The 18,401-nt window shown below is 68.7% G+C and carries 6 protein-coding genes and 1 pseudogene; 2 read left to right on the plus strand and 5 right to left on the minus strand.

Features of this window, described 5'->3' with window-relative positions:
* Positions 1-7,145 precede the first annotated feature (7,145 nt).
* Positions 7,146-7,610 carry a hypothetical protein gene (locus ACFXMG_RS00005; RefSeq protein WP_383822632.1) on the minus strand — a complete coding sequence of 155 codons (465 nt, stop codon included), beginning with the start codon at positions 7,608-7,610 and terminating at the stop codon, positions 7,146-7,148.
* A gap of 6 nt (positions 7,611-7,616) precedes the next feature.
* Positions 7,617-8,137 (minus strand): annotated as a pseudogene (locus tag ACFXMG_RS00010) (transposase); the annotation flags it as partial.
* A gap of 108 nt (positions 8,138-8,245) precedes the next feature.
* Here ACFXMG_RS00010 and ACFXMG_RS00015 point away from each other — a divergent pair.
* Positions 8,246-8,602, plus strand: coding sequence for a hypothetical protein (locus ACFXMG_RS00015; RefSeq protein ID WP_383822623.1), 357 nt, complete (start codon positions 8,246-8,248; stop codon positions 8,600-8,602).
* 201 nt (positions 8,603-8,803) lie between these two features.
* Entirely contained in the window at positions 8,804-8,968 is a 165-nt protein-coding gene (locus tag ACFXMG_RS00020) for a transposase family protein (protein WP_383822621.1), read from the plus strand.
* 720 nt (positions 8,969-9,688) lie between these two features.
* Here the strand turns inward: ACFXMG_RS00020 and ACFXMG_RS00025 are convergent.
* From ACFXMG_RS00025 to ACFXMG_RS00035, 3 genes are read right to left on the minus strand one after another with little or no spacing between them, the layout of a single operon-like run.
* A complete protein-coding gene (locus ACFXMG_RS00025; RefSeq protein WP_383822618.1) occupies positions 9,689-12,277 on the minus strand; it encodes an RNaseH domain-containing protein in 2,589 nt (862 codons plus the stop codon).
* Entirely contained in the window at positions 12,274-15,633 is a 3,360-nt protein-coding gene (locus ACFXMG_RS00030) for a hypothetical protein (RefSeq protein WP_383822616.1), read from the minus strand. Before ACFXMG_RS00030 ends, ACFXMG_RS00025 begins: the two co-directional genes overlap by 4 nt.
* Positions 15,630-16,799 carry a hypothetical protein gene (locus tag ACFXMG_RS00035; RefSeq protein ID WP_383822613.1) on the minus strand — a complete coding sequence of 390 codons (1,170 nt, stop codon included), beginning with the start codon at positions 16,797-16,799 and terminating at the stop codon, positions 15,630-15,632. Before ACFXMG_RS00035 ends, ACFXMG_RS00030 begins: the two co-directional genes overlap by 4 nt.
* Positions 16,800-18,401: the final 1,602 nt, after the last annotated feature.

The following is an 18,401-nucleotide window of genomic DNA, read 5'->3' on the forward strand; positions in this document are numbered from 1 at the left end:
CTCCTGCGGAGACACGACGCGGCGTGACTGCGTCACGCCAAAGGTGCTGCGCCGCTGCGCGGCGCTGGGCTGGCTGCGTGGGAGGCAGGCACCTCCGGTGACTGCGGGGTGGTGTTGGTGGTGTGACGAGTGCGGGTGTGGGGTGGGGGGTTGTTTGTGGTGGGCGCCCGCCTGCGGCGGGGTGTGGTGGTGGTAAGTGGGGGTTTTGTGGTGAGTGGTTGAGGGTGTGTTGGGTGGGGTGGGTGGTGCGCGGCCCCTGCGGGGCCGGCGGTGCGTGCCGGCCGTTTGTCGGGCTCGTGGGATGCGGCTTCGAGTGGTGCCGGGGTGGGGATTCACGGGCGTAGGACGCCGCATGGAATGTCACTGTGAGTGATAGATGCGAGGGGAGCTCGAAAGCAGTTGTCTAGACCTGTATCAAAATTACCCTAACCCCTCATATGCTGACAACTGTTAGAAATCTTGCTTCGGGTGAGCGATGCTCAAAAAGCTGTCAGCAGACACCTCCTGGCGGACCATCAACACCCCATGCGGAAAGCACATCAAGACGAACCGTCACCCACCGCCCCTCCAAAGACAGAAGCAGCCACAGGGGCGCACCAGCAGGGTGTTGTGTGCCGGGGCGTGGCCCGGGCGGGGCGGGGCGGGGCGGGGCGGGGCGGGGCGGGCTGCGGAGCACGCCACTCGTGAGCTCGAGCGGGCAAGCCGGCAGAGGGCATGCGTCGGCGACAGGGAAGGAGAGGCTGGGGAGCAGCCCTTCGCGTGCATGCGGAAAGCGCATACCCGACAGGGGCGGTCATCCCTCATGCGGAAACCACATCCCCCTGCCCCACACCCCGCGGGAAGCAGCCCCGGGCTCGTCCCAGCGCCGCACGCTGAACAGGGGCAGGCAGGCCACCCACGAACGGCTGGGGTGGAAGGAGGGCCGTCGACGCCACGGAAGACAGCGCCGGCCCGACAACGACCTACCCATCCCACCGTGCCAAGCCGGAGGAAGAACCCCTCCCCCAGCCCGGCCAGTGCTCTGAAAAAGCCACGACCGGAACACCCACACAGCTCTCAACCCACCCCGCCACCAGGCAGGACAGCCTGAGAGACACCCAGGAACCCCCCACACTCACCACAACGCCACCACCCAGGACAGAACACGCCCAGGCCCTTACAGACGACAGACCGGCACGCACCCAAGCAGAGCCGGCACAGGCCACAGGCGACAAGGAGGGGCACCCGAGAGGGCGCAGCGGCGGGGTCAGGCCCTTCGCCGGACGCGGGCTCCGCCCCACCACACGGTCAGAGACAGGCAGCAACAGGAACAGCACGTCGCGCCGACAGGAACACCACCCGACAACACACACCCCGTATGCGACTTCCGCATACGACATACAGGACCCGGCCTCATGCGGAAAACGCATCACCCGCACCGCCGGGAAACCGCCTCCCGCTCCCCCACCACCGAGACCACCACGCTGGTGCACAGAGCAGGGAGCAGCACCTCGGCCGACGACCACCACAACACCCCTGAGGGCCACCCTGAGGGCCCGCAGGCGCGGGCAGCAGCCTTCTGTTTCAGTCCTCCCGGGGCCGGCAAGCCCACCCATGCCCCACGACCACGAGCAGAGAGGCCAGGAGGCCGGCTCCATCGCGTACCGCAAGGGGCTGTTCCCCGCAAGCGCGGGGAACAGATGGTCAGGACCGGGCCGGCCGGTTCCGGGGCCGTCCCCACACATCCCCACGCGTACGCAGGGAGGGTCCCGGCCCGATGCTCCTGCGAATCATGGGCGGTGGCTGCTCCCCGCGTACGCAGGGATGGTCCCAGTGAGGCGATTCCGGCGCTGATGGCGGTGGCTGCTCCCCGCGCCCGTGGGGGTGTTATGTCGGGTGGGTTGTTGAGTTGCTTGGGTCGCTGCCGGCCGGCCTCCTGGCCTCTCTGCTCGTGGTCGTGGGGCATGGGTGGGCTTACCGTCACGCTCACCATGGTTGTTGTCGGTTACCACGGTGCTTACCAAGGGTTGTTCTTGAGCCAGCACCCGTAGATCGGGTGATTTATCTGTTTCGGTCGAAGTTGCTCAGGGGCGTGTGGTCGTCGGGTAGAACTGCAGGTCAGGAAGCTGCTCCCCGCACGCGCGGGGATGGCCCCTCCAGCGGTCCGGGACCGACCCGCACGGCCTCCTGTTCCCCGCACGCGCGGGGATGGCCCCGACGTCGCCACCGCCACCAAGCTCATGGCGATCTGCTCTCCGTTCGGGGGATGGGCCCCAGCCACTCTTCGAGGCCGGCCAGCGCTGCGCCCTGCTTCCCGTGCGCCCTGTGTGGGGGTGGCGTGTTTCCGTAGGGGGTTGTGCCTCTGTTTGTCGTATGCGGAAGTCGTATGCGGGGTGCGGGGGTTGTCGGGTGGTGTTCCTGCCGGCGTGGCGTGTTGTTGCTGCCTTGTGTCCCGGGGCGTGTGGTGGGGCAGGACTCCCTCGCCGGGTGGTCGCCGGGTGGTCGCTGTGCCCGTTCCGGGTGTCCTCTTGCCGGGCTTGTGCCAGCCGCCCGCTGCCCGTCGGTTCTGTGGTGTCTGTGGGGGCTTCCTGGGTGTCTCTCAGGCTGGTTTTTCCTGGTGGTGGGGTGTGTTGAGAGTTGTGAGGCACCGGCCGGGCCCGGGCCGGGGGGTTTTCTTGTCCGGTCCGGGTCTGCGTGATGGGCAGGTCTCCATCGCCCCACCCCTCACACTTTCCGCGGCTGCCCCCGGCGTCCGCCTCGGAGCGGCTGCCACCGGGGACCATCCCCGCGCGGGCGGGGAGCGGACTTCCTGACCTGCAGTTCTACATGCCACCGGACCGTTCCCGAGCAACTTTCACCGAAACAGACAAAACACCCGAGCCCGTCGGCGACGGCTCAACAACACCCCTTGGTGAGCCCCGTGGTGACCGACAACAACCATGGTGAGCGTGCTGATAAGCCCACCCACTCACCACAGCCACAGCCACAGCCAGGGGCAGGGATAGGAGACAGGCGGGCCGGGGCCGGGCCGACAGCGACCCAAGCGACCCAACAACCCACACACCAGACCGACCCCACCGACCCGGCGAACAGCCGCTCGTGCATCTCCGCGGGGCCCCGCGAGCGGGGAGCAGAGTTGGGCCATGGCTTCGGCAGCGCGAACGACGCGTTCAACCCCGCACGCGCAGGGAGCAGGCGGTGTGCGCCGCCGTGGTCGCCGCGATCGGCGGAACATCCCCGCAGGCGCGGGGAGCAGAGCGCGGCCAGCTCCGCAGTAGCGGCCGCCGTGGGAACATCCCCCGCGCGGGCGCGGGGAGCAGTGCCTCCGCCCACCCGACGCTGGCCTCCGCCCGGACATCCCCGCCCACGCGCGGGGAGCAGACGCGTTTGGCCACGCTGTCCTGCTGCATGAGGGGACCATCCCCCGCAGGCGCGGGGAGCAGGGCCTGGACCGAGAGCCCGACACCGATCGGTGAGGACCATCCCAGCGGGTGCGGGGAGCAGCACTGGGCGAGGACGAGGCGTTCGGTGACCGTCGGACCATCCCAGCGGGCGCGGGGAGCAGACTTCCTGACCAGCAGTTCTACCCAACGGCAAGCCGCCCCGAAGCAACATTCGCCGAAACAGACAAACCACCCTTCGGGGTCCGGAGAACCACCCAAGGTGAGCACGATGGCGAGCAGCCCCGGGCATGGTGAGTTCGGCGGTGAGCAACCCAGAGCCCATGGTGAGCTCAGTGGTGAGCGACCACGATGACCGCCCCCACACTCACCACGACCACCGACAACAGCGACCCAAGCGACCGAAAAACCGACACAGCCGATCCTCTCGCCTGCGGGGGTGGTGCCGGTATTACCCGTTGCCCTTCACGCAGGGGCCATCCCCGCAGGTGCGGGAGCAGAGCGCGAGGATGCGGTCGATGCCGTCGGTCTCGGGACCATCCCACGGGCGCGGGGAGCAGCTGAACGAGACGCAGCAGCTCGCATACGCCCAGGGGCCATCCCCGCAGGCGCGGGGAGCAGCGTCGACCAGGACCTGCTGGAGACCATGTTCGCGGGTCCATCCCCGCAGGCGCGGGGAGCAGCGAGATCCGTTGCCCGGAAGGGCCGGAGGACGGGGTCCATCCCCGCAGGCGCGGGGAGCAGTTTCGGGTCGACGACCTGAGTTGCCGGTCCGAAGGTCCATCCCCGCAGGCGCGGGGAGCAGTGTTCCTGACCTGCAGTTCTACCCGACGACCACACGCCCCTGAGCAACTTTCACCGAAACAGACAAAACACCCCCAGGCGCCACCCATGGTGAGCACTGTGGTGAGCCCGTGGTGGGCAATCCCGGGCATGGTGAGTTCCATGGTGAGCGACCACAATGACCGCTCCCCCACTCACCACGACCACCGACCCGAGAGACCGAAGAACCGACACAGCAGCACCGCCAAAACCCGGCTTCAGCACCCACACCCGAAGACGAGTCCCGCAGGCGCGGGGAGCAGCAGGAAGTGAAGGATCAGCACGTGCTCACCCCGGGACCATCCCCGCGCGTACGAGGAGCAGCTGGCGTGCCGCGTTGTCCAGGGCGGGACCATCCCCACGCGCGGGAAGCAGTAGCTGGCGAACTCGCCCGGCTTCGTGCCGACGGGACCATCCCCGCGTACACGGGGAGCAGGTCCAGAACGGCGGGTTCACCTGCGAGGGCGAGGGGCTGGCTTTGTCGACGTCACACGACAGCGGTTGTCGACGACCTCGGGAGGCACTCACCCGCGCCCGGATCTCGATGTCGACAAGAACGGGAGGCACCCGCCGGCACTCGGCAACGGCGGGACGAGGGCCGCCACCTACACCCGTAGCCAGCGCTTTTGTCCCGGGCCCCGGACGAGCGGCACGCGGCGTCTTGCCAGTCGGCACCGAGCTGCTGTCCGAAGCCATCGATATCCGACGCGGGCAGCGCCTCCCGAACCGCCCGAGAAGCGCTGCTCTTCGTCATCAACAGAGCCAAGGGGCCATCCCCGCGCAAGCAGGGAGCAGAAAGCTGCGTACGCCGACACTGACGTCGATGTGCGGCCATCCCTACGGGCGCTGGAAGCAGAACGAGTCCTCGATGTTGGACTCGGCCACCGGGGGCCATCCCCCGCGGGGACAGGGCATCGTGTGCACGCAGACGCGGCGGGTCCACCCCCGCCCGGGCGGGAAGCACGACTGACCCGAAGACCGGCCATGCGACCGTAGGGACCATCCCCGCAGGCGCGGGGAACAGGCCATGGCAGCGCGCATGGCCTGCCGGGTGACGGGGCCGTCCCCGCAGGTGCAGGGAATAGGTGGAGGTCGACTCGGCGCGGATCAGCGCCTCGGGACCATCCCCGCGGACGCGGGGAGCAGCTGGCCGATCAGCTTTCCGTCGGGGCCGCGGCAGGACCATCCCCGCGCGGGCGAGAAGCGGCTCTTGGCGTGCTCCTTGCCGATGCCGAGGTGGGGGCCATCCCCGCGTGCGCGGGGAGCAGACCGATGTCGAAACCCTTGAGCACCGGGGAGAGGGGCCATCCCCACGCGGGCAGGGAGCAGGGCGCAGCGCTGGCCGGCCTCGGGGTGTGGCTGGGGCCATCCCTGCGCGAGCGGGGAGCAGGACGAGGGGCTCAAGTTCGTCCAGTCCCAGCGGGAACCATCCCCGCGTGCGCGAGGAGCAGGAACGTGCGGTGAGGGTCGTGCGGGGAGCAGAAGCCGAGGGGGCCCATGAGGTGGATGTCGAGGGGGGCCATCCCCGCGTACGCGGGGAGCAGGTGATGGGGCTGATGCCGACCAAGTAGGACGTGGGGACATCCCCGCGCGGGCGGGGAGCAGACCAAGATCGCCCTGGCATCCCGCATCGACCAGGGGTCATCCCCGCAGGTGCGGGGAGCAGCACGTGAACGCGATCGAGGTGAAGCTGCTGCTGGGTCCATCCCTGCGGACGCGGGGAGCAGGTCTCCCTCGCCCCGGTGATCTTGATGAGGGTCAGGACCATTCCGCCGGTGCGGGGAGCAGAACGCCCGGCCCCAGAGAGCGGGTTCAGAGTCGGGGCCATCCCCGCACGAGCAAAGAACAGGCGTTCCCCTGGTCGTAGCCGCCCGCGAGGATAGAGACATCCCCGCGGGCGCGGGGAGCAGCGCCCAGGGCGTGGGCACGATCGCGGAGGCCGTGAGACATCCCCGCGGGCGCGGGGAGCAGTCTTCCTGACCTGGAGTTCTACCCGACACCGGCACGGTCCCAAGCAACATTCACCGAAACAGATAAAACACCCCTCAGGAGCTGGAGAACAACCACGGTGAGCACGATGGCAAGCCCCGTGGTGAGCAACCCCGGCCATGGTGAGCACAGTGGTGAACAACCACGTTGACCGCCCCCACTCACCACAGCCGCCAACTACAGCGACCCAAGCGACCGAAAATCCGACACAACCCCACCACCAAAACCCGGCTCCAGTACCGGCACCACCCCCGCAGCCGAGAGGAGTACCCGTCGCCCTTCACGTAGGGGCCCTCCCCGCGCGAACGGGGAGCAGACCTACGCCTAGACCGGCCAGCCATCCGCGCTGGGGCCCTCCCCGCGTGTACGAGAGCAGAGGGCTGGCACCTACGACGCAGACCTGGAGCCCACACACATGAGGAACAGGAGGCTGAACGAGACACAGCAGCTCGCATACGCCCAGGGTCCATCTCCACAGGCGCGGGGAGCAGCAGGTCAGGTGGCTCTTGACGTGTACGGGCTGGGGTCCATCCCCGCAGGCACGGGGAGCATTCCACGAGGAGCCGCCTGGGCAACCCGGTCACGGGACCATCCCCTCGCGAGCGGGGGCCCGCGCTGCTGAGTCTGCGGAGCGGTGGGCGGCGGGGGTCCGTCCCCGCCGACGTGGGCAGCACCAGGACGACCTCGAGGTCCCCGTGATCGACGACGGCCCTCCCCCGCATACACAGGGAACGAGAAACCGACCGAGGCCGGCTCTGCTGGCTGCGGGACCATCCCCACACCCGCGGGAAGCAGTTGCCCTTCTCACGATCGACCCACCCGTCGTGAGGGCCATCCACGCGCGGGCGCGAGGAGCAGGTCATGAAGCAGCGGCACCAGCACTCAAACGAGGGGCCATCCCCGCGGACACAGGGAACAGCGGTACTTGACGCCCTTGCTGTAGGTACAGCCGGGTCATCCCCGCGCAGGCAAGGAGCCGATGCCGGCGGCCGGCGGGGCGGGCGGGCCCTCAGCAGGCGGGGCGTGGCGAACGGGCGGCGTTGCGCCGGTCCGGGTAGGACGGGTGCGCGCGGCGAGGGAGGCCGGGGTGCGCCAGTCGGCCGGCGGCGCGGCGGGCGGGACGACATCCGGCAGCGCCAGATCCGACAAGCGTGTGCCGGTGGCCTGGGCGAGTTCGGCATCGGCCTGCGCACCGATCAGCACACCGAGCCGCTGCGGGGGCCCGGCCTGGGTTGTGGCGGCGTAGCGTTCCCGCTGGGAAGCTTCGAGGTCCTTCTTCAGTCGGCGGGCGCGGGCGGCTCGGGCCCGCCGTACGGCGCTGACCTGTTCCTCGGTGGCCTGGTCGGCCAGGTCCGCAGGGCCGAGACAGCGGCCGGTAGCGGCGTCGTAGACTTCGATGCGGTGGTCGTGGTGGGGCATGAAACGGACCTTGCTGGTGAGGCCGCCCCGGGACCGGCCGAGCAGGGCTTGCTTCAGGCGGAGCTTGCGTCGGCGCCGGATGCGCCGGCGCTCGGCCTGTCCGTTCTGTTCCTCCGCGCCGCCCCTTTTTGCCGGGCTGCCTCCTGCTCCTGCGCGGCTTCCTCCAGGGCCGACATGAGGTGCTTGCTGACGCGGAGCCCCGCGGCGTCGTGGTGGGCGCGGACCGTAGTGGAGTCCACGCTGACCAGCGACAAGTCTGTTTGCTCCGCGCGGGCTGCCTGAGCGATCAGACCTTCCAACAGGGCGGTGAACACACCGGCGTCCCGCCAGACGCGGAAACGTCCGTAGACGGTGGCCCAGGGGCCGAACTCGGCAGGCATCTCCCGCCACTGACCGCTGGAGCGGAACCGCCAGATCACCCCCTCGAACTGTTCCCGCAAACGCTCCGGATACGGGCCGTACCTACCGATCGGCAGATACGGCTCGATGAACTTCCACTGAGCATGGGTGAGTTGCCTACGCGTCACGACCACATTCCTACCGGGTCCCTCCCCACGAAGTGCACAGAACCCGGCAACTGATCACGACATCACACAGGCCCTAAGGCCCAGCGGACGTATGCGGCACGATGCGCCGTGGCCCAGGCCCAGGAATTCGCGGAGCAGGCCGAGCTCGGCGAGAACTGCGTACCGTTGCCGACGGTGGAGCAGACCGCCGCGATGGACCTGGTGAGCGCCGGCTTCGAAGTTGCCGCCCGCTGGCGGGCCGATCCGCAGGAAGCGGCCACCTTGGTGCACGAGCTGGCTGCCGGTGGCGAGCTCGCCGTGGACGAGATCCTCGACGAGGCAGTCGACGCTGCGGTGGTAGCCGGTCTGCTGGTACTGCTGGAGGCTCGCGCTGCCACTGACCCGAGCGCTGCGGCCGAGCTTTGCCTGGGCGCCCTCCCTCACATCACGCTTGCGGTCGCCCTGGCCTCGGCCGACTTCGGCTGACCGATGTCGACGCTCCCCAGCGCTGTCCGTTCTCGGGTTCTGGCTCACTTTCCGTAAAGCATCACACAGGGTGACGTTTTTTCGTGAGTGGAGCCTCGGGAAGCTGCCTGAGGAGGAGTTACTGTTCCCGTCGATCTCGGACGTGGCTGTGCTGTCGGTCGACGTGACTGACGAGCGGTACGCATCGAGGCCCAGAGGACGGTGGCCGGGTCCGATTGCCCTGGCTGCGGGAGCTGGTCGCGGCGGATTCACAGCTCCTATCTGCGGTTTCCGCCTGATGTTCCCGGCGGCGGCAGACGGGTCGTCCTCTGCCTGCGAGTCCGCAGGAGTCTGGGTGTGAGAGTCTTCAGGGCAGATCGTCGATAAGCCCGAAGCCTTCCGGAAACTCCTCCAGGAACTCACGGCGAGCGGGGTCGGTCTCGGTAGCTGCCATTTCGCCGAGCAGGGTGATCAGCTCCTGCTGCTAATCACTCGGCAGCGTGCTGACCACGTGGGCGACGTCCTCCTTCGCTGCCGTGGATGAACCACAGGACATGGACCAGAGCCTCGGCCAAGGCACGGGTCAGGGACGGGTACGAGGACGTCACAGCGGTCCCCCAGCGGATCAACAGCAGAGTCCGGCCATCCCACCACACCACTGCCATCACTGTCCGTGAACCTTCACAGAAGGTGGGCCAGAACCGGTTCCCGCGTACAGAGCCAGACCGGTGCTGCTGCTGTCCCGATCGCCGAAGAGAGAGTTCGCAGCCTGCCGGGAAGAGGGACTGTGCACTCCACCGCCCACGGCGCCCGTCCGACCTTCGGACTTCGCTCTGCTGTGAGGTGGAGCCGCGGACACGCGGGTTGATCCCCTGCGAGGCCGCCCCAGAGGTCGACGCCCGTACCGTCTTCGACGAGAACACCAGTCCCAAGGCGGAGGAACTCTCGACGTACGTCGCGGCCTGGGACCAGCTGGTCGCCGGTGAGGTCGACGAGGTCGAGCTCACCGGCACGGTGTACCGAATCGGTCACGCCCGCCGTCTGCTGCGCGCCTGCCTCTTCCGCCTTCGCCAGCACGGCAGTCGGGTCGAGGCCGGCTCGTGCCTGCTACTCGCCGCCCTGCACCTCGTCGCTCTCAGGCATGTGGGCGGTCTCCATGCTGGGGCCACGGTATTCGGGATGGGCGCGGTCCATGGCTCCGGCGACGTGAAGGGGGACGGGGTGGCGGGTGCGTGCGTCCCAGGACAGGGACTGGTGGCACAACTGTGCTGCGAGTGCTGCAAGTTGTTCCGGGTCGTGTTGTGCGGCGTGAGGGACGGTGATCTGGGTGGCGGTGAAGCTGTGCCAGTCCTTGCGTTGCAGGGCCCAGTCTTCCTTCGGGAGGGTGAAGCGGGTGTGGAGGCCGCCGATGCTCCCTGCGCCGCCGAAGCCGTCGTAGGTGCGGGAGGCCTGGGCGATGTACCAACTGGTGTGATCGGTGCTGGTGGTACGACGGTAGAGGCGCTCCTGGGGCTTGGGGGGGCGCTTGGGGTTCTTGCGGGGGCTGGTGGTGTTCTCCACGGGGGTGGGTACTTCGCCGTAGGAGGTGTTGATGGCGACTACGGCGACGGACCGGGTCTCGGTGCGTAGGTGATCGCCCGGGAGCGGTCCCTTGCCGAAGCGGACGTTCTGCAGGCCTGGCCAGATGGTCCTGCAGGCTTCCGTGTCCACGAAGATGATCAGGGGGCGGTCGGACGGGAGGATCTTCAGGGCGGATTCGATGTGCTGGCGGGCGAGCAGGGCGCCTTCTTCGTGCCGGGCGTGTCCTTCGCGACCGATGGCGCGTCGGCCGAAGGCCGCTTCGGCTGCTGCCTGGGGGCGCCAGTCGTGGGTGTGGTGGTCGTAGGAGTGCAGGTGCCAGGGTCGGTCGGGGTCGTTGCTGGTGTGGAGTGCGGTGAGGACTTCGACCATCTGTGTGCGGTCGGCGGCGCCGGGGCGGCGGTTGCTGACGCGTTGCTGGCGCAGGTGGATGCCGACCAGGATGGGCTCGTCTTTCAGCTCGGTGACGTGGCGCAGGCGGTCGTCCACGCAGCCGAGCCGGAAAAGCAGGTCACGTAGGGCGTTGATCGCCTTGTAGTCCTTGGGTGCCTCGGCGTCGGTGTCGGTGTCGGTGTCTGCTTCGGTCGCGTCGTCGGGTTCGGGTGGGCTCTGGCGGGCCAGGAACTGGGAGACGATGTCGCGTTCGTACAGGGCGCGGCGAAGGTCTCTTTTGTGGTCGTGGCGGTGTTGGCCGGCTTCGCGTTCGCGTTTGGTGGGTTTGGGGTTCCAGATGGTCTCGACCCAGGCGCCGTTGACGGCGTCGTCGTGGAATTGGTCGAGGAATTCGAGTTCGGTGTCCCAGTCGACCTGCTCGGCGTGGTCGAGGGCTCGCAGGCGGTGGAAGCGGACGACGAGGCGTTGGCTGAGGCGGTGGTCTTGCTGGTCGCCGCAGTCGAGTGGCTGGTCGGGGGTGGTCGTGTATGCGGCGAGGGCCTCGCTCATTCTCTTGCGGGTGGTGCCGTCGTTGTAGAGGGCGATGATGCGGACGGTGTCGCTGCCTGTGGCGGCTAGAGCGTGGTCGAGGTCTGCTCGGGTGACGGCGCCTTTGGTGGGGCGGGTGAGTTCGACGTCGGTGGCCTCGAAGCCTACTTGGAAGATCGTGGGGCGCTTGAAAGTGTCGGTGATGTGGTCGGCGAGGATCTTGTTAAAGCGTGTGCCGACGCCTTTGCCGAGGACGTGGGGCGTGGGGGCGGGTACGAGGGCGCGCATCTGGCCGCGCAGCGCGGCGAGGTCGTCGTTGGTGGGCCAGGTGGTGAAGTCCATGTCGCAGGCTTCGAGGACTTCGGCGGCGTAGTTGCGGGCGTAGGGGACCCACTGGCCGTCGCTGTTCTTGGTGTGGCCGATCGGCAGCCGCAGCAGTGTGTTCTTGTGTCCGCCGTGCTCGATGAAGGCGGTACGGGTGCTGGCCCAGTGGGTGGCGAGTCTGCTGAACTTGGGCAGCACGTGAAGTGCGAAGAGTGGTTCGCCGGGCTGGGTGATGACCCGGAAGTCCAGCTTGTGCAGGGCGTATCCGGTGCGCTTGGGCTTCAGGGTGGTTCGTTGGGTGACGTTGTCCCAGCTGATGAGGCTGCCTTGGGTGTCCATGCGCCAGTGGATGCGGCGCATGCGGGGGCCGTTGGGGATGAGCAGGGGGGTGCGGGCCAGGCGCTGTGCGAAGTTCCAGGCTGCGACGCGGTAGAACCAGCCTGGGGCGTGTGGGGTTCCGTCTTCTGCGCCGCGGACGAAGGATGCGAGTTGGGGGTGTTCGACTTCGGCGGCTGCGAGCAGGGGGGCGAGTGTGTTGGTGTCGTCGCCCTTGCGTACGCGCCGTTCCCATTCGCGTACCGCGGTGGACAGGGTCCAGGCGTCGAACGGCTTGGTGGTGACGGCGACGGCGGGTTGCGCGAAGTCGTCGTCCGCGGGCTCGTAGGTGTGTGGCATGAGGACGACGGGCTGGCCGGAGACGGCGCTGAGCGCGGAGGCCAGTCCGGCGTACGGGGGGCGGCGCGGCTTGCCGTTCTTGGCGTCCCCGTAGGTGGGCAAGCTGCTCCATGCCTGGCCGAACTCGTTGTTCAGGGGGTAGAGCGTGATCTTGCCGAGTGCGGAGTAGGGGAAGAGGAAGGCCAGGGTGCTGATCATCGGGTGGTCTCCCCCACGTGACGGTCGGCGAAGCGGAAGAAGGCGTTCAGGGTGGTGCCGTAGTAGCGGCGCATCAGGGGCAGCTCGTGGTTCTTGGTCCACTGCTCGCGCAGGTCGCGGATGAGGTGGGGCAGGTCGGAGTTGCCGCGGGTGTCGAGGAAGGCGGCATCGACGAGTTTGATCCGCCCGGGTGTGCCTCCGCGTCTGGCGCGTCCGACGAGCTGGACGAGGCTGATGATGAGTTCGGCGGCGATGGCTCGTTTGGCCCGGGCGGGCAGGGAGCGGAAGTAGCGCTCGCTGGTGACCAGCTTTTCGAAGTAGTGGCCGGCCACTTCGCGGCGTCGCTCGAGCTCCGTCCAGGGCTCGGGGCTGGTCTGCTTCTCGTCCAGGGCTCGGGCGCCGACGTGGGCGAGGAGTTCGTCGGGCTCGTCGACCAGTGGGACGGGTCGGATGGCGAGCCAGATGGATCCGATCGCGGACTTGTTGGACTGGGGTGCCAGGATGTTCAGTCCGCGCTCGGCCCGGCCCAGCGGTGCGATCAGGATCCGGGCTTTGGGCAGCCGGGTGAACGATTCGAGCTGATCGCCGGGGATCTCGTGCCACAGCGGTTCGCCCGTCTCGTCGTGGCGGGATGCCGGTTCGTCTTCCGGGCGGGGCCGGACGGTGACCGCGACGAGTCCGGGTTCGGCGCCCGCGGCCAGCAGGCCGTCGCGCAGGTGCTGGCAGCTGTCGTAGGAGGTGGTGACGAGCAGGATGGAGTCCTGCACCCGGTGCTTGCTCTGCCGGCCGAGGTCGTGGAGCTCGCCGCGCAGCCGGGGCCACATGCGACGGCCGAGAAGCCGGGTGGCCTCAATGCGGTCCTTGCCCGTGACGCCGGAGATCCGCAGCATCTCTTCGCCGAGTCCGGGGAAGAGTTCGGCTTCGATGCTCACCCCGTGATCGACGTCGTCGGGCACCCACCAGGTGGGGACGGTGTGCACGTGGTGCCGGTGCGCCCCGGGCGCGTAGGCGGTGGCTGACAGGCCCAGTACTGCGCGTTTGTGGCCGCTGTGGGCGAGCGCCGTGATCTGTCCGAGGGTGGTGACGTAGGTGTGGGGGTCGCCGCCGAAGGCCGCCACGCTCAGGCGTGTGTCCTCCGGCATTCCTGTCCGCACGTCCTCGGTGAAGGCGAACATCAGCCGGCCCTGCGGGCCGTGCGGGATGGCCCGCCACGCGCTGAAGGGCCCCAGAACGTCGGCGATGTCGCGTGCCGCCTCGACCCCGGCCAGCTTGAGCTGCTGGGCGTTATGGACGAATCGGTACAGCAGCAGGCGCAGCGGCTCCAGGAAGGCCCGGCGCAGCATCCGGTCCAGCACGTCGGCGCGCACTTGCTGGTTGGGCACCCACCGGGCCAGTAGTTTCTCCAGTTGCTTGCGTACGTGGGACAGGGATCCGGCATCCCCGTCGGGGTCGATGACATCGCGCAGGAGCTCGGCGAACGGGTGCAGGTGTTCTGGCAGCGCCGTCATCTTGATCTTGCGCTCGTACAGGGCGGCGAAGTGGTAGCGCTCGGCGACGTCCGGGGAGAACTCGCGTTCCTGCTCGCTGACCTGGGTCTCGTCGTTGGCGAACAGGGCCCGCAGCTGGGTGCTGATCCAGCCGTCCCAGCGCTGCGGAATGATCCATCGCCGCTCCTGCTGCGGACGCCCCGACTTCTTTGCGGAGCGGCTCTTCTTCTTGGTGTCCTTGCGGTCGCTGGGGCCGAGGGTGCCGTGAGCGAGGTGGCTGGTGTAGGTCTCGGCGAGCCAGCGGGTGCGCATCAAGGTGTTGCGCATGGATTCGTCGAGGGCTGGGCGTACCCGTCCGAAGGCCTGGATGAACTCGCCGTCGAGCCGCAGCAGCGGACGCTGGTCCTGGCGGTTGCCCCAGGCCAGGGTGAGTCCTCTGCCTGCCCGTCCCAGGACGAAGGACTGGAAGGCGTCGACTTCGTCCACGGCGGTGAACTGGCAGCGCCGCAGCATCAGCTCCTCCACCGTCATCCGCTCGACGACGGCCCCGGAGTCGACCTGGACGGGGATGTGCAGATGGCCCTGGTAGAGGTTCGCGTGCGTGGTGACGATGATCTGCGCGGTGCATGCCTGCCGGGCGAGCCGGAACTTGCCGCACACCTGCCGATACGGGCAGGCACAGATTCCCTGCCGCCGCGTCTTCGAGCCGCGCCCGGATTCCGGGACTCCTGCCGGCCGGTACGGGACCAGGGACATGCACGCTTCGTGGCCGGGCACCCACGCGTCGACCTCGTCGTCGACGGTCGCCAGCGACGGCAGGGCGCAGCCGTAGCCGAGCCGGTCTTCGGCCCATTTGACGAAGGGTCTGTCCCTGGACTCCGCGGCCACCTGATCGAGGGCGGCCATCATGCTGTTCGGGGACATCAGTGGCACGACCAGGCGCTCGGGATGCTCGACGCCGCGTGAGCGCAGGTCCTTCTCGATGCCGTAGGCCATCTTCAGCGCGGCGATGGTGGTGGGCACGGCCAGTCCCAGTGTGGCGCCCTCGGCCTGTGCCCAGGAGCCCAGGCTCCGCATGAGGACGCTCTTGCCGAATCCGGTCGGGGCCTGGAGCACCTGCAGGTTCCCCGCCTCGACCTGCAGCAGATCGCCGACCTTGGCATCGTCGCCGGTTCGCAGCTGGGCGAACAACGGTTCGAGGGATCCGGTGCGGAAGGTCTCACCGGCCTGCTGGTCAAGTTCCCGGTTGAGGGCGAGGAACTCCTTGACCTTGATGGTAATCTGCCCGGCCGGTGCGGTGTGCACCCGGATCGGCTCGGATTCCGGTGCCTCATGACGTTCCTGCAGCGTGTAGTGGGCCTGGAGGGCCCACGTGGAGTCGTGGCCGGCGACCGGTACCCGCAAGGTGGTCACGTAGTCGCCGGGTTCGGCATGGGGCAGGGCGGCGGAGTTCTCGGCACGCAGCCGGTCGATCTCCTCCAGCAGCACGTCGGCCAGCTCCCGCGGCAGCATGCCGTGGCGGGCGGCGAGCACATCGTCGTCCTGCAGGACGTACTCGCACAGCGCCCCCGTGGCCAGGAAGCGCTCCGCGTCCGTACGCAGCGACTCCTCGTTGCTCAGCCGGTTGGGGCGCTGGCGCAGCATCCGGCTGATGCGCCGTTGTTCTTCGCCGAACAGCTGCGGGTATCCGCTCCATGCGTCGTACTGGCCCGTGAGCAGGTAGGACACCCGCTTGAAGTCGGTGCCGGCGCTGCCGTCCTTGGCCCGCAGCGGAAAGTGCGCCTGCGCGAGCGCGCACGCGCAGGCGATGACCTTCGGCAGAATCCGCCGGTCCAGCTCGCTGTCCTTCTCCACGACCGGTGTGGTCATCGTCGGCCCGCCTTGCGCAGTTCGGCCTTGACCGCCTTGATGACCTCGCTCACCAGCAACACCTTCAGGTTGGGCAGCAGTTCGGCCAGCTCGTCGCGCTGTGCCTCGCCCCGGTAGTCGGGGATGACGATGGTTCGCGCCGCCGGTGGTTTCCTGCGCAGCCGGTCGGCCAGCGACACCGCGCTCGCGTAGTCCTTCACGTCGATCCGCAGCTCCCAGCCGGTCGCGGGAACCCGGATCAGCAGGTCGTAGCGGTCCTTGCCCGGCCACAGCTCGACCTCGACGCCCCTCGCCTGGAGTGCCTCCATCCGCTCGAAGAGGTAGATCTCGGAGACCCCGGAGATGACGATGTGCCGCCACACCGCGGTCTCCACGCACATGCTGCGGTTCGGCCCCTCCCGGTGACAGGGCCGCGCCGCCGGCTGCCGCGGCACGCCGCCGTCCCGCCGCTGCAGCAGCGGGCGCCCCTTCGCGGAATCGGCACGCACGAAGTACACCGCGTTGTGCAGCGGGAAGCGGCAGCGCACCTCGTCGCCGTCGACGTGCATCGGCCACTTGCACATCGGGCACGGCCACCACCACTTCCCCCGGAACACCTGGTCCGCCGGGATCGGCACGTAGCGCACGGACTTGCGCATGCCGACCGCCGAACTGAACAGCTCTGCCAGCTGCCGCTCCCCGCCTGCGGGCTGCTTGACCACGAAGTACCGGTGCGCGGTGTACTCGTCCTCGGTGGCACCCTCGTTGATCAGCTGGAACGCCTCACGTTCCACCATCTCGCCGTGCATCCACGCCCAGGTGGGCAGCCAGCGGCGCGCGGGGTCGACGCCGCCGCTGAGCAGCTCGACGATGTCCTCACATCCCTCGGCGTACACGTCGTCGCTGAGATCACCGCCGTCGAGTACCGTCAGTGAGCCCGTCTGGCTGTCGGCGAACAGGCCGGGAGCGATCTGTGCGAGGGGATGATGCAGGGCTGCGATGAGCGCCGCCGGCGTGTTCGGGCCCCGGCCTGGGCCACATACCGACATGACGACCCCGGTCATCCGGGCGATCTCTCGTCGGGCGGCCGGCTCCTCGTAGCGGCAGGTGTGCGCATACCCTGCACGAACAGCGGCGCTGATCAGCACACGGCGGTGGTACTGCAAATCGTCAGACGACAGCGTCATCCGGCTCTCCATCTCACATCATTAAGTGACCACGACAGAGCAATCTGTGACGATGGTGGCATTGTTCAGGGCGCAGCCCTCCGCGGCGAGAAACCCTCCTCGAGGGCTCTGACCTGTGTGAACGGCCACACAGTGACGCAATTGGGGTACCGAAGTTCATCAGGATCGGTGGGCTGCGGTGTGTCGATTTGACGGCCCCGCGCCATGCGGCGGCCTGAGCCCCACGGCGCAAGTGCGACCTTTCGAAAGCCGCCGGAACCGGCACCACCGTCCGTCCCGGGTCCGGCGGCATCAATGGCCGCGGCCCTTTTTCGTGCTTCCCAGGCAGACTGCGACGTGGGGCCGATCCTGTGAGCAGGCCAACGCGTTGCTGCGCGACCGGCCATCGCCGACCCGCTGCGCTGGGTCGACTTCGAGTTCCTCTGCCGCAACACCGTCGCGGGCGAGGCCGCCGACCTGCGCCGGCACCTGTACCTGTTGGTTCTGGGCGGCTGGCTCGTCCCCGCTACCAGCCCGCTGTGCAGGCCCGCACCCGCAATTTCGCCCTCCCGAGGTCCTGGTGGCGACCCCATGAGCTCCTGGATCGGCTGGTCGAGGGCCGTTCACAGGATCGGCGGGCTACGTGCTCGTTTCGCTTCAGCGCGAGCCGAGTGTGCCGCCGGTGCTGGCAGCTTCCCCGGCGGCGCGCCCGAGGGCGAGGACATTGAGGGACCATCCCCGCAGACGCAGGGAGCAGCCCTTGCGTGCGCACTCGGAAAGGTCGACACCAGGTCCATCCCCGCAGGCGTGGGGAACAGCAGAGCCAGCCGGGGCCACCGCAAGATCTTCCAGGAGAGGCCATCCCCGCAGAGTCTCCGCGCGGTCGGCCGGCACCTCACGAGCATCCCCATGAACACGGGGAGCAGCACTCGACGCCTTCGCCCACATCGACCTTGAGGGGGACCATCCCCGCGCGAGCGGGGAATAGTTCTCCAGTTCGAGAACCGAACGGTCCTGGATGGGACCATCCCCGCAGACGCGGGGAGCAGGCGAAGCACCTTGGCGGCTTCGTCGAGGGGCAGGGTCCATCCCCGCGCGTGCGGGGAACAGACGAGCCGGTCGTAGTTGCTCTGGCGGGCGTTGGGGCCATCCCCGCGAACGCGGGGAGCAGTCCCGGTCCAACAGGGTGAGGTCGTAGCGGGCGGGTCCATCCCCGCGGGCACGGGAAGCAGACAGCTGGCACCCACGGCATCGTGCCGGTCCTTGGACCATCCTCACGCACACGGGGAGCAGTGCGAGCGGCTCATCATCCACAGCGCGCACGAGGGGGCCATCCCCCCTCTTACGGGGAGCAGACGTTGGTCGGGCCGAAGTTGGTCCACAGCCGGGGGCATCCCCACGCGGGCGGGGAGCAGGAGGCGAAGTGCGCCGAGCTGACGTGCTGGAGGGGTCCATCCCCGCGGGTTGATGGCGATATCTGAAATTCCCCACCCCGCGCTCAGGGTCTCCGCAGACTTGCTCACCTTGGCTCCCCACCCACAGGCCACTGACCTGCGGCTGGGCGCCACAGCGGAGGGGCCGGCCGATAGCCAGCCAGGTCCAGGGACGAGTCGAGCAGTCCAG

The sequence above is a fragment of the Streptomyces sp. NPDC059201 genome (genome assembly GCF_042754585.1).
Taxonomy (GTDB): domain Bacteria; phylum Actinomycetota; class Actinomycetes; order Streptomycetales; family Streptomycetaceae; genus Streptomyces.

Bases quoted from the DNA above. Each gene is read 5' to 3' on its own strand.
- ACFXMG_RS00035 (WP_383822613.1), bottom strand. From the start codon at position 16,799: ATGACGCTGTCGTCTGACGATTTGCAGTACCACCGCCGTGTGCTGATC.
- ACFXMG_RS00030 (WP_383822616.1), bottom strand. From the start codon at position 15,633: ATGACCACACCGGTCGTGGAGAAGGACAGCGAGCTGGACCGGCGGATT.
- ACFXMG_RS00025 (WP_383822618.1), bottom strand. From the start codon at position 12,277: ATGATCAGCACCCTGGCCTTCCTCTTCCCCTACTCCGCACTCGGCAAG.
- ACFXMG_RS00005 (WP_383822632.1), bottom strand. From the start codon at position 7,610: ATGCCCCACCACGACCACCGCATCGAAGTCTACGACGCCGCTACCGGC.